The 14,376-nt window shown below is 72.2% G+C and carries 2 protein-coding genes; both read right to left on the bottom strand.

The window, feature by feature from the left end; genetic code table 11:
- Positions 1-11,410: type I polyketide synthase (locus Ahu01nite_RS51630; RefSeq protein WP_275411864.1), on the bottom strand; the 11,410-nt coding region annotated here is incomplete at its 3' end.
- A gap of 54 nt (positions 11,411-11,464) precedes the next feature.
- Positions 11,465-14,376: type I polyketide synthase (locus Ahu01nite_RS51625; RefSeq protein WP_275411863.1), on the bottom strand; the 2,912-nt coding region annotated here is incomplete at its 5' end.

Genomic DNA, 14,376 nt, shown 5'->3' with positions numbered 1-14,376 from the left:
GGGCCTCCGAACACTCAGCAAGACGCGCCGCGAACACCTCAGAAGACGCAGCAAGCTCGCGACCCATCCCGACCCACTGCGAACCCTGACCGGGGAACACGAACACGGTCCGGGCGTCCGGCTGTGCCGCTCCGGTGACCACCGAGGCGACGGCCTGCCCGGTCGCCAGACTGCCGAGCCCTCGGATCAGCTCGTCGCGGTCGTCGCCGATCACCACGGCCCGGTGCTCGAACACCGACCGGGTCGCCGCGAGGGACCGGGCGACACCGGCGGCGTCAAGCTCCGGGCGGGCGGTCGTCCATTCCCGCAGGCGACCGGCCTGTCCGGCGAGGCCCGCCGCGGAACGACCCGTCACGACCCACGCGCAGGCACCCGACACCACCGGGACGGCGTGCTGCGCTGTCGCTGTGGTGTCGGCCGGGGGTTCCTCGATGATGATGTGGGCGTTGGTGCCGCTGATGCCGAACGACGAGATGCCGGCCCGCCGCACCCGGCCGTTCGCCGGCCACGGCACGGATTCGCTGAGCAGCCGGACGTCGCCCTCCGACCAGTCCACGTGCGGCGAGGGCTCGTCGGCGTGCAGGGTCTTGGGCAGCTGCTCGTTCTGCAGCGCCAGCACCATTTTCATCACCCCGGCGACACCGGCGGCGGCCTGGGTGTGCCCGAAGTTCGACTTCACGGAGCCGAGCCACAGGGGCCGGCCCTCCGGGCGATCCTGACCGTACGTCGCCAGCAGCGCCTGCGCCTCGATCGGGTCCCCGAGCGTCGTGCCGGTCCCGTGCGCCTCGACAGCGTCCACATCGGTGTATGTGAGCTGCCCGCTGGCCAGCGCCGCCCGGATCACCCGCTGCTGCGACGGCCCGTTCGGGGCGGTGATCCCGTTGGATGCGCCGTCCTGGTTGATGGCGGAGCCGCGCACGACGGCGAGCACCTGGTGCCCGTTACGCCGGGCGTCCGACAGCCGCTCCACCGCGAGCATGCCGACCCCCTCGGCCATGCCCATACCGTCCGCGTGGGCCGAGAACGCCTTGGAACGCCCGTCCACCGCCAGCCCGCGGGCCTGCGAGAACCCGACGAAGCCGTCCGGCTTGGCCATCACCGTGGCGCCGCCGGCGAGGGCCAGTGAGCACTCCCCCGACCGCAGTGCCTGGGCGGCGAGATGCAGTGCCACCAGCGAGGACGAGCAGGCCGTGTCGATCGTGACGGCCGGGCCCTCCAGCGCGAGCGTGTACGACACCCGCCCCGACAGCACGCTGGTCGCGTTGCCGGTCATCAGGTGCGTCGCGATGCCGTCGAACTCGGCGGTGCTGTCGAGCGTGACGTCGGCGTACCCGGAGCCGTACCCGCCGATGAACGCGCCGGTGAGCGTGTTGCGCAGGCTGGTGGGGTCGATGCCGGCGTGCTCGAGGGCCTCCCAGCTCACCTCGAGCAGGAGTCGCTGCTGGGGGTCCATGGCGAGGGCCTCACGCGGGCTGATGCCGAAGAACCCGGCGTCGAATCCGCTGGCGTCGCTCAGGAAGCCACCGGCCCGGGTGTACGAGGTGCCGAACTCCTCGGAGTCGGGGTCGTAGATGGCGTCCGTGTCCCAGCCGCGGTCGGTCGGGAACGTGGCGATCGCGTCGGTGCCGTTGCTGAGCAGATGCCACAGTTCCTCGGGGCTGGTGGCGCCGCCGGGGAACCGGCAGGCCATCCCGACGATCGCGATGAGGTCGTCGTCCGAGGTGCCGGTGGCCGGTGCGGCCAGATCCGGTGCGGCTGCTGTCGTCTCCCCACCCAGTTCGGTGCGGAGCAGTCCGGCCAGCGCGGCCGGGGTCGGGTAGTCGAAGATCAAGGTGGCGGGCAGCCGCAGCCCGGTGTCGCCGCGCAGCCGGTTCCGCAGCTCGACCGCGGTCAGCGAGTCGAACCCGAGGTCGGTGAACGCGCGGGCGGCCTCGACGGTGTCGGTGGAGCTGTGGCCCAGCACCGCCGCGACGTGGGTGCGGACCAGGTCGAGCAGGAACCGGTCCCGTTCGGGCCCGGCCATCATGGCGAGTCGCTGCCGCAGCGCTTGCCCGGTGTCGCCGGTGCTGCCGGAGGTTCCGGCGGCGGTGCGGCGGGTCCGGGTGAGCGGGCCTGCCAGCACCTGCAGCAGCGGTGGCACCTCTCCCGCCGAGCGCAGCCCGGACAGGTCGAGGCGGGCCGGGATCAGGACGGCTTCGGGCCGTGTCAGTGCCCGGTCGAGGACGGCCAGGCCCTCCTCGGCGCCCAGCGCCGCGATCCCCGACCGGGAAATACGCGACAACGACACGTCGTCGAGGTTGCGGCCGATACCGGCCTCGTGAACCCAGGCACCCCACTGCAACGACAGGCCCGCCAGTCCGGCGGCACGTCGATAGGCGGCCAGGGCATCGAGGTACGAGTTCGCGGCCACATAGTTGCCCTGCCCAGCAGCGCCGAAGGTTGCTGCCGCGGACGAGAACATCACGAAGTGATCCAGGGCCAAGTCCTGCGTCAGCTCGTGCAGATGCCAGGCAGCGTCAGCCTTCGGCCGCATCACCGCCGCGAGCCGTTCCGGAGTCAGCGTGGCGATCACGCCGTCGTCGATGATCCCAGCCGCATGGAACACCGACCGCAACGACGGCGTGCCGTCGACGATCGCGGCCAGCGCATCCCGATCGGCAACGTCACACGCGATGATCCGGGCCTGCGCGCCCAGCTCTGCGATCTCGGCAGCCAGCACACCAGCGCCGCCGGCTTCCGGGCCGGACCGGCTCAGCAGCACCACATCGTCGGCGCGACCGGTCGTCACGAAATGCTTGGCCACGATCCCGCCGAGCGTTCCCGTGCCACCGGTGATCAGCAGTGCACCGATCTCACCGTCGATGGTCGCGGGCTCGACATGTGCCGGGCGGATCAGACGACGCCCGTACGCCACCGAGTCCCGCAGCACCAGCTCAGGCTCACCCGTCGCCAGCACGTCCAGGTCGAGGCCACCGGTCGGCGCCAGATCCACCAGCACGATCCGGCCCGGGTTCTCCGACTGCGCCGACCGCAACAGGCCCCACGCCGCGGCAGCAGCTAGATCCGACTCACCGGCACCGCGGGTCAGCACCACCAGGGGCACCGACTCGACGCGCTCGTCGGCCAGCCACGGCTGCACCAACGTCAACGCGTCAACAGCAGCGTTCTCACCGGCGATACAGGCCAGCACCGCACCCGGAAGCTCACCATCCGCGACGTACGGACGAACACCGAGGCCGAACAGATCCTCACCGAGCAACGCCCAGTCCGCCGGCACCACGAACTCGGCGGCCTGCACCGGAACCCACTCGACGGCGAACAGCACGTCGGCGGCCGGTGCCTGTGCGGCTGTCACAGGCCTGCTGACCAGGGATGCCACCGTCACCACCGGGGCTCCCGCGGTGTCGGCCGCCGACAGCGTCAGGCCGTCGCGGCTGTCGCGGCGCAGCCGGGCCCGCAGCACCGAGGCGCCGGCGGCGGACAGCTGCACACCGGTCCAGGCGAACGGCATCGTCAGCCCGGCATCGGACTCGTCAAGGAACGTCGCGGCATGCAGTGCGGCGTCCAGCAGCGCCGGGTGGATGCCGTAGGACCCCGCCCCTGCCCCGGGCAGCTCCACCTCGGTGAAGATGTCGTCCCCGCGCCGCCAGGCCGCGCGCAGACCGTGGAACGACGGGCCGTAGACCTCGCTCAGCCGGCCCGCGTACAGGCCGGAGACGTCGATCGGGGTGGCGTTCTGCGGCGGCCACACCGCCAGTTCCGGGTCCGGGACGGCGTCCCGGTCCGCCGGGGCGACGACGCCGCTCGCGTGCTCGGTCCACGCCTGCTCCGGCCCGGTACGCGAGAACACCTGAACCTCATGACGCCCGTCCCCGTCAGCGGCACCGAGCACCACCTGGACCTGCACCCCACTGCCGTCCGCGGGTACCACGAGCGGCGCCTGCAGCGTCAGCTCCTCCACCACGCCACAGCCGACCTGGTCCCCGGCACGGATCGCCAGCTCGACGAACGCGGTGCCAGGCAGCAACGCCATCCCGCCGACGGTGTGATCCGCCAGCCACGGCTGTGCCCGCAACGAGAGCCGTCCCGTGCACACCAGCCCGGCGCCACCGGCCAGCTCGACCGCCGCACCCAGCAACGGGTGCTCCAGCGCCCCGAGGCCCAGCGCGACCGGGTCGCCGCCGGTTCCCCCGGTGGGCAGCGCGAACAGACCCTCGGGCCAGTAGCGCTCGTGGCGGAACGCGTACGTCGGCAGCTCCACCCGGTGCGCGGCCGGCAGCACGGCGGTCCAGTCCACGCCCGCGCCGTTCACGAAAGCTTCGGCCAGCGACGTCACCAGCCTGGTCACGCCACCGTCGTCGCGGCGCAGGGTGCCACACACCGCGCCTGCCACGGCTCCGGGCCCCGCCGCGTCGGCCACCTCCTGGAGGATGTCGTCGACCGCGCCGAGCAGCACCGGGTGCGGTGTCACCTCCACGAACAGCTGGTGGTCCGAGCCGGCGAGCAGGCGTACGGCGCGGTCGAACCGGACGGGGTTGCGCAGGCTCGCGTACCAGTAGGCGGCGTCCAGCTCGGTGCCGGTCAGCATCTCCCCGGTCATGGCGGAGGCCATCGGCACCCGGCCCGCCCGCGGCGTCACGCCGTCGAGGGCCGCGAGGATCTCGTCCTTCAGGCTCTCGACCTGTGGGCCGTGCGAGGCGTAGTCCACGGCAACCATCCGCGCCCGGACACCCTCGTTGTCAAACTCCTGCTTCAACTCCAGCAACGCCGCCGGCTCACCGGACACAACCACCGCGGAAGGACCGTTGACCGCCGCCAGCGACAGACGGTCATCCAGCCGCTTCTCCACCGACTCCGCCGACGCCGCAACCGACAACATGCCACCGGCGCCCGCCAAGGCCCGCAACGACTGCGACCGCAGCGCCACAACCTTCGCGCCGTCCTCCAAGCTCAACATCCCCGCCACGGTGGCGGCAGCAATTTCACCCTGCGAATGACCCACCACCGCATCAGGTACGACACCAGCCGCCTCCCACACCGCCGCGAGAGACACCATCACCGACCACAGCAACGGCTGAACCACATCCGCCTTGTCCCAGTCCAGCGAATCATCAAACAACGACCAAGTTCCGTACGGTGCAAGAGCCTCCGAACACTCAGCAAGACGCGCCGCAAACACCTCAGAAGACGCAGCAAGCTCGCGACCCATCCCGACCCACTGCGAACCCTGACCCGGGAACACGAACACCGTCCGGGCGTCCGCACGAGCGACACCCTCGACCTCGACCCCGTCGAGCACCACGGCCCGGTGCTCGAACACCGACCGCGTAGTCACGAGGGACCAGGCCACATCGGCGGGGTCCAGTTCCGGGTGGTCCGTCAGCCATTCGCGCAGGCCGGCGACCTGAGCAGTGGCACCGGCGGCGGACCGGCCCGACAGCACCAAGGCCCGGGCACCGGAAACCACGGGCGACCCGGCCTCGACGATTGAGGCCTCGACGATTGGGGCCTCGGCAGCGGGTGCCTCTTCGATGATCACGTGGGCGTTGGTGCCGCTCATGCCGAACGACGAGATGCCGGCCCGCCGGACCCGCCCGTTCGCGGCCCACGGGACCGGCTCGTTGAGCAGCCGGATGTCACCGGCCGTCCAGTCCACATGCGGCGAGGGCTCGTTCGCGTGCAACGTCGGAGGCAGCTGCTCGTTCTGCAGCGCCAGCACCATCTTGATCAGCCCGGCGACACCCGCGGCGGCCTGTGTGTGCCCGATGTTCGACTTCACCGAACCCAGCCACAACGGCTGGTCTTCCGGACGATTCTGACCGTACGTCGCCAGCAGCGCCTGGGCCTCGATCGGGTCCCCGAGCGTCGTGCCGGTCCCGTGCGCCTCCACCACGTCGACGTCAGCCGTCGTCAGGTGCGCGCCGGCCAGCGCCGACCGGATCACGCGCTGCTGCGAGGGGCCGTTCGGGGCGGTCAGCCCGTTCGAGGCACCGTCCTGGTTGACCGCCGAGCCGCGTACGACCGCGAGCACCGGATGTCCGAGGCGGCGGGCTTCGGACAGCCGCTCGACGACGAGCATGCCGGCACCCTCGGCCCAGCCGGTGCCGTCCGCGTCGGCCGAGAATGCCCGGCAGCGGCCGTCCACCGACAGCCCTTGCTGCCGGGAGAAGTCAACAAACGTTCCCGGCGTGGCCATGACGGTCACACCACCGGCCAGTGCGAGGGAGCATTCCCCCGACCGCAGCGCCTGAGCGGCCAGGTGCAGCGCCACCAGCGACGACGAACACGCCGTGTCCACGGTGACCGCGGGGCCTTCCAGACCCAGGGCGTACGACACGCGGCCCGACAGCACGCTCGTGGCGTTGCCGGTCAGCAGATGGCCCTCGACCCCGGCGGCGTTGCTGCCGGCGATCTGCCCGGAGAGGGCGACCCCGAATCCGTACCCGGAGGCGAATCCACCGGCGAACACGCCCGTCGGGCTGCCCTGCAGCGCGGCGGGGTCGATCCCGGCCCGTTCGAGTGCCTCCCACGAGACCTCCAGCAGCAACCGCTGCTGCGGGTCCATCGCGAGCGCCTCACGCGGGCTGATGCCGAAGAATCCCGGGTCGAAGTCGGCGACGCCGGAGAGGAAACCGCCCTGTGCGACGTACGACGTACCGTCACTCTCACGGTCCGGGTCGTAGATGCTCTCGATGTCCCAGCCACGGTCCGTCGGGAACCCGTCGATCGCGTCCTGACCCGACACCAGCAACTGCCAGAACTGCTCGGGGGTCGCGACGCCACCCGGGAAACGGCAGCTCATGCCCACGATGGCCAGCGGCTCGTCCGACCCGGCGGCCCCGGTCACCGCGACCGGGCCGGTGTCCTGGCCGGTCACCTCGCCCCGCAGGTGGCGGGCCAGCACGATCGGCGTCGGGTAGTCGAACACCAGGGTGGCCGGCAGCCGCAGCGAGGTGACGGCGTTGAGCCGGTTGCGCAGCTCCACCGCGGTCAGCGAGTCGAAGCCGAGGTCCTTGAACGCCCGGCGGGCGGGGACCGCCTCCGTCGACGGGTGCCCCAGCACCGCGGCGGCCTCGGTGCGGACCAGCTCGGTCAGCAGGCGTTCCTGCTCGGCCGGGTCGAGCCCGGTCAGGCGCCGGGCCAGGTCACTCTCGTCGGTGGCCGCGGGGGCCGTCGCGGGGAGGGCCCGGATCTCGGGCAGGTCGCGGAAGAGCGGAAGCCGGCGCAGATCCGCGGCACCGGGTGCGGCGGCGAGCTGCGCCCAGTCCACGTCCATCACGGTCACGGCGCTGTCGTTGCCCTGCAACGCTTCGAGGAGGGCCTGGACGGCGAGCGCCGGGTCCATCGCCGGCATCGCACCCCGGCGCATCCGGGCGCGGACCACGTCGCTGGAGTCGGCGAAGCCGCTGCCGTTCCAGGCGCCCCAGGCCACCGCGAGTGCGGGCAGGCCACGACCGGTCCGGTGCTCGGCGAGCGCGTCGAGGTAGGCGTTCGCGGCGGCATAGTTGCCCTGGCCCGCGGCGCCGAGCGTGGACGCCGAGGACGAGAACAGCACGAACGCGTCGAGGTCGAGGTCCGCGGTCAGCTCGTCGAGCAGTGCCGCGCCGGTGGCCTTGGCCCGCAGCACGGTCGCCAGCCTCGCGGGTGACAGCCGCTCCACCACACCGTCGTCGAGGACGCCCGCGGTGTGCATCACGGTGGTCAGCTCCGGGCCGGTCCACCCGAGCAACCCGGCGAGATCGTCCCGGTCACCGGCGTCCCCGGCCACGACGTCGACCCGGGCACCGGCGGCGGCCAGCTCGGCGGCCAGCGCTGCGGTATCCGTCGCGGCCGGGCCGGAGCGACTGGTCAGCACGAGCCGCTTCGCCCCGCGACCGGCGAGCCCGCGGGCTACGTGCCCGCCGATCGCCCCGGTACCACCGGTGATCAGCGCATCGCCGCGCGGGTGCCACCCGGCGGCGTCTCCGGCCGGGCGCAGGGACCGCGTCAGCCGCTTACCGAGGGCAGCGGCCGGGCGGATCGCGACCTGGTCCTCGCCGTTCCCGGCAAGCACGCCCGCCAGTCGTGCTCCGGCACGCTCGTCGAGAACGGCCGGCAGATCGATCAGACCACCCCAGCGGTCCGGATGCTCCAGCGCCACTACACGACCCAGGCCCCACGCCTGCGCCTGCACCGGGCTGCTCAGCACATCGCCGGACCCGGTGGTCACCGCGCCGCGCGTGACAATCCACAGCGGCGCGTCAATACCCGCCTGCACCAGAGCCAGCGTCGCGGCCAGACCCTGCGACACCGCGGGGAAGTCCGGCATCGGGGTCTCGTCGAGCGCCAGCAGAGAGACCACACCGGCCACCTCGCCCTGCTCCGGCAGGGTCGCGAGCTCGACCATAGACACCTCGGCACCCCGGGCACGCAGAGCCGCCGCCAGGTCCGGGCCGCTCGAGCCGGTCTCCGAACCGGTCACGACCAGCCAGCGGCCGCTCAGCGAGACGTCGCCCGGTTCGGCAAGCCGGGCCCAGCCGGCCCGGTACCGCCAGTTCGCGGTCATCGAGCGGTCCTGCGCCCGGCGCCGCCAGGACACCAGTGCCGGGAGCAGGTCGCCGAGCTGCTGCTCGTCGCCGAGGTCCAGGGTGCCGTCCTCGACAGCGGCCCAGAATTCCCTGTCCGCCGCGGATTCCGTGACGGGTGCGAGCGGGAGACCACCCTCGGGCCAGTACCGCTCGTGCTGGAACGCGTAGGTCGGCAGGTCGATCCGGTCACCCACGGGCAGCAGGGCCTTCCAGTCGACGCTCACGCCGTTCACGAAAGCGGCCGCCAGCCCGCCGGCGAGGCCGCCGTCCGGTTCGGTGCGGCGCTGCAGCGGCACGAACACCGCGTCAGCGACGGCTTCGGGACCGAGCGAGGACAGGGAACCGTCCGGGCCGATCTCCAGGAACACCGACACGCCCTCGGCGGCCAGCGCTCTGAGGGTGTCCGCGAAACGCACCGCTTGCCGGGTCTGCGCCGGCCAGTATCCGCCGTCGCACTCGCTGATCAGTTCACCGGTCAGGGCACCGGCCCACAACAGCTGGGGGCGCTGGTGGTCCAGCCCGGCCGCGACCTCGGCCAGCTCGGCGAGGGCGGGGTCCATGGCGGGTGAGTGGAACGGGTGGCTCACACGCAGTGCGCGTACCCGTCGGCCCTGTTCTTTCCAATGGCGCATCACCGACTCGACGGCGGCGAGGTCACCGGAGACCACCACGGAATCCGGGCCGTTGACCGCGGCGATCGACGCACCGGCCAGCGTGGGGATCACGTCGGCCTCGGGAGCGTTGATCGCCGCCATCGCGCCGCCCGCGGGCAGCGCCTGCATCAGCCGGGCCCGGGCTGACACCAGCCGGCAGGCGTCGGGAAGGCTGAGGACACCCGCGACGTACGCGGCGGCGATCTCGCCCACCGAATGCCCCACGACGGCGTCGGCGTTCACCCCGGCGGCCTTCACCACGGCGGCGAGGGCGACCTCGAAGGCGAACAGGCCGGTCTGGGCGTACAGCGTCTGATCCATCGGGGTCTGATCCATCGGGGTCTCGTCGGCGCCCAGCACGAGATCACGGACGGGGACGTCGAGCAGCTCGCAGACCCGGTCGAATTCCGCGGCGAACACGGGGCTGCTCTCGTACAGCGCGCGACCCATGCCGGTCCACTGGGAACCCTGGCCCGCGAACATCAGCGCGACCCGCGCGCCCGGTTGCGTCACCCCGGAGACGACGGTGCTGGAGGAAACTCCGGCGGCCAGGCTCTCCAGGCCGGACAGCGGATCGACGCCGAGCACAACCGCCCGGTTCTCGAACGCCGGCCGGGTCGTCGCCAGTGACCGGGCCACATCCGCGGGGTCCAGGCCGGGGCGCGAGGTGACCCAGTCGCGCAGCCGGCGCGCCTGCGCGGCGAGCCCCTGCGGCGAGCGGCCCGAGACGACCCACCCGCCGACGCCGGAAACCACGGGCGCGGGGGTCTCCTCGACGTTTGCCGCCTCGGGGGTGGGAGCTTCTTCCACGATGATGTGCGCGTTGGTGCCGCTGATCCCGAACGACGACACACCGGCCCGGCGCGGACGCTCGGAGACCGGCCACGCCACGGGCTCGTTCAGCAGCCGGACGTCACCCGCCGACCAGTCCACGTGCGGCGACGCCTCGCCCGCGTGCAGAGTCGGGGGCAACTGCTCGTTCTGCAGCGCCAGCACCATCTTGATGACACCGGCGACACCGGCGGCGGCCTGCGTGTGGCCGATGTTCGACTTCACGGAGCCGAGCCACAGAGGCCGGTCCTCCGGACGATCCTGACCGTACGTAGCCAGCAGCGCCTGTGCCTCGATCGGGTCACCCAGTGTCGTGCCGGTCCCGTGCGCTTCCACGGCGTCCACGTCGGCGGGCGACAGCCGAGCGCCGGCGAGCGCCGCCCGGATGACGCGCTGCTGTGACGGCCCGTTCGGGGCGGTCAGGCCGTTCGAGGCGCCGTCCTGGTTGACGGCCGAGCCACGCACCACCGCGAGCACCGGGTGCCCGAGCCGGCGGGCGTCGGACAGCCGCTCCACGACGAGCATGCCGACACCCTCGGAGAAGCCGGTCCCGTCCGCGTCGGAGGAGAACGCGCGGCACCGGCCGTCGCTCGACAGGCCCTGCTGGCGGGAGAACTCGACGAACGTGTTCGGGGTGACCATCACCGTGACGCCACCGGCGAGAGCCAGCGAGCACTCCCCCGACCGCAGCGCCTGGGCCGCCAGGTGCAGTGCCACCAGCGACGACGAACACGCCGTGTCGATCGTGACGGCCGGGCCCTCCAGTCCCAGGGCGTACGACACGCGCCCCGACAGCACGCTGGTGGCGTTGCCGGTCATCAGGTGCCCCTCGACCCCGGCCGCGTTGCTGCCGGGGGTCTGCCCGGCCTGCGAGACGCCGATGCCGTAGCCGGAGGCGAACCCGCCCGCGAACACACCCGTGGTGCTGCCCCGCAACGCCACCGGGTTGATCCCCGAGCGTTCGAGGGCCTCCCACGACACCTCGAGCAGCAACCGCTGCTGGGGGTCCATGGCCAGCGCCTCACGCGGGCTGATCCCGAAGAACCCGGCGTCGAACTCGCTCGCGTCCGTCAGGAACGCGCCGGCCTCGGTGTACGAGGTGTCGCCGCCGGACACCTCGGCGACGTCCCAGCCGCGGTCGGCCGGGAACGGCCCGATCGCGTCACCACCGTTGGCCAGCAGGTCCCAGAACTGCTCCGGGCTGCCCGCACCGCCGGGGAAGCGGCAGCTGAGCCCGATGATGGCGATCGGCTCGGTGGCCCGGGCCTCCACGTCGTGCAGCCGGGCCCGGGCGTCCTGGGCGTCGGCGATGGCGCGCTTCAGGTACGCCCGAAGCTTGTCCTCATTAGACTCAGGCATGGTCAGCTCCCTGAAGTGTTGTCCATCGGTGAACGCGATCGGGTGGTGCGGACCTCATCCGAGGTCTTCGACGAGCGCGAACAGCTCGTCATCGGAGGCGGCGCCGAGTTCGGCCTCGCGCTGCATACGGGTCTTCTCCCCGGTCGCGGCGGCGACGACGTCGAGCAGCCGGCGCAGGCGCTCGGTGATCTCGTCGTGGTCGGCGTCCGGTGCCCATTCGTGCTGGATCGCGGCTTCGAGCCGGTCGAGCTCGTCGAGGATCGGCACGGCGGCCGCCTGCTCGGGGGCGATCTCGTCGCGCAGCCACGCTGCCAGCGCGAGCGGGGTCGGGTAGTCGAACACCAGGGTGGCGGGCAGCCGCATCCCGGTCGCGGCGTTCAGCTTGTTCCGCAGCTCGACGGAGGTCAGCGAGTCGAAGCCGAGATCCTTGAAGCTCTGCTCGGGCAGCACGGCCTCGGCCGACGAGTGGCCCAGCACCGCGGCGACGTGCCCGCGGACCAGGTCGAGCAGCACCCGGTCCCGTTCGGGTCCGGTCATCTCGGCGAGCCGCTGACGCAGGCCCTGCCCGGAGTCCCCGCCACCGGTCGCGGCGGCGGCGGTCCGGCGGGTCCGGCCACCGGTGGTGAAGCCGGCTGCGAGGCTGCGCCAGATCGGGGGAACGTCGCTCGTCTCAGCGGCCTGGGTGCGCAGCGCGTCCAGGTCGAGGCGGGCGGGCACGAGCACGGCCTCGGGGCGGGTGAGCGCCCGGTCGAGAACGGCCAGCCCTTCCTCCGCACCCAGCGCCGCGATCCCCGACCGGGAAATACGCGACAGGGAAACGTCATCAAGGTTGCGGCCGATACCGGCCTCGTGAACCCACGCACCCCACTGCAACGACAGGCCCGCCAGCCCCGCGGCACGCCGATAAGCAGCGAGCGCATCCAGGTACGAGTTGGCCGCCACGTAATTGCCCTGCCCCGGCGCACCGAACGTGGCCGCCGCGGACGAGAACATCACGAAGTGATCCAGAGCCAAGTCCTGCGTCAACTCGTGCAGATGCCAAGCGGCGTCAGCCTTCGGCCGCATCACCGCCGCCAGCCGTTCCGGAGTCAACGTGGCGATCACGCCGTCGTCGATGATCCCGGCCGCATGGAACACCGACCGCAACAACGGCGTACCGTCCACGATCGCCGCCAGCGCATCCCGATCAGCAACGTCACACGCGATGATCCGGGCCTGCGCACCCAACTCCGCCACCTCGGCGGCCAAGACCGCGGCACCGCCGGCTTCCGGACCGGAACGGCTCAGCAGCACCACATCGTCAGCACGACCCGTCGACACGAAATGCTTGGCGACAATCCCGCCGAGCGTCCCCGTGCCACCCGTGATCAGCAGCCCACCGGCCTCGACCGGCACCGGCGTCAATTCGACGTGCACCGGACGGATCAACCGACGCCCGTACGCCACCGCATCGCGCAGCACCAACTCCGGCTCACCCGTCGCCAGGACATCCAGGTCGAGGCCACCGGTTGCCGGCAGATCCACCAGCACGATCCGGCCCGGGTTCTCCGACTGCGCCGACCGCAACAAACCCCACGCGGCCGCGGCATCCAGATCCGCACCTACGGCACCGCGGGTCAGCACCACCAGAGGCACCGACTCGACGCGCTCATCGGCCAGCCACGGCTGCACCAGCGTCAACGCGTCAACAGCCGCGTTCTCACCGGCGAGACAAGCCAGCACCGCACCCGGAAGCTCAGCATCAGCAACGTACGGACGAACACCGAGGCCGAACAGGTCCTCACCGAGCAACGCCCAGTCCGCCGGGATGACGAATTCGGCGGCCTCCACCGGAACCCACTCGACGGCGAACAGCGCGTCCGAGTCGACGGTGACGGTGCGGTAGATCAGCGAGTCGACCGACACGACCGGGGCTCCGGTGGTGTCCGACGCCGTGAGCGTCAGGCCGTCCTGGCCGTCGAGACGCAACCGGGCCCGCAGGACCGACGCGCCGGTGGCGTGCAACTGCACACCCGTCCAGGCGAATGGCATCCGGACGGCGCTGCCGACGTGGTCGGCGAGCCCCGCGGCGTGCAACGCGGCGTCCAGCAGGACCGGGTGCAGGCCGTACGAGCCGGCCTCCCCCGTCACCGGCCCGGGCAGCGCCACCTCGGCGAAGATGTCGTCCCCACGCCGCCAGGCCGCCCGCAGACCGTGGAAGGCCGGGCCGTACACGTCGCTCAGGCGGACGTCGTACAGGTCCGCGATGTCGATCGGCGCGGCGTCCTGCGGCGGCCAGATCAGCAGATCCGCCTCCGGGACCGCGTCCCGCCCGCCGGGGGCGAGAACCCCGCTCGCGTGCTCGGTCCACTCCGCCCCGGTACGCGAGAACACCCGAACCTCGTGGCGCCCGTCCCCGTCAGCGGCACCGAGCACGACCTGGATCTGCACCCCGCTGCCGTCGGCGGGCACCACGAGCGGCGCCTGCAGCGTCAGCTCCTCCAGCAGCCCGCAGCCGACCTGGTCCCCGGCGCGCACCACGAGCTCGACGAAGCCGGTGCCGGGCAGCAGCACCGTCCCGCCGACCGTGTGATCCGCCAGCCACGGCTGGGCCCGCAGCGACAACCGCCCGGTGCAGACGATCCCGGCCCCACCGGCCAGCTCCACCGCGGCACCCAGCATCGGATGCGTCATCGCCGCCTGGCCGAGCGAGCCCGGATCGGCGCCGAATCCGCCGACCGGCAGCGCGAGGATGCCCTTCGGCCAGTACCGCTCGTGCTGGAACGCGTACGTCGGCAGTTCCACCCGATCGCCGGCCGGCAACACCCGGGTCCAGTCAACGCCGGCACCCCGGACGAAGGCCTCCGCGAACGACGTCACGAGGCGCGTGACACCACCGTCGTCGCGACGCAGCGTCCCGAAGACAGCTCCGTCCTCGACGATGTCACCCACCGCACCGAGCAGCACCGGATGCGGCGTCACCTCAA

The organism is Winogradskya humida (genome assembly GCF_016862215.1).
Lineage (GTDB): Bacteria > Actinomycetota > Actinomycetes > Mycobacteriales > Micromonosporaceae > Actinoplanes > Actinoplanes humidus.
This window is presented reverse-complemented; position numbering and strand designations above follow the sequence as displayed.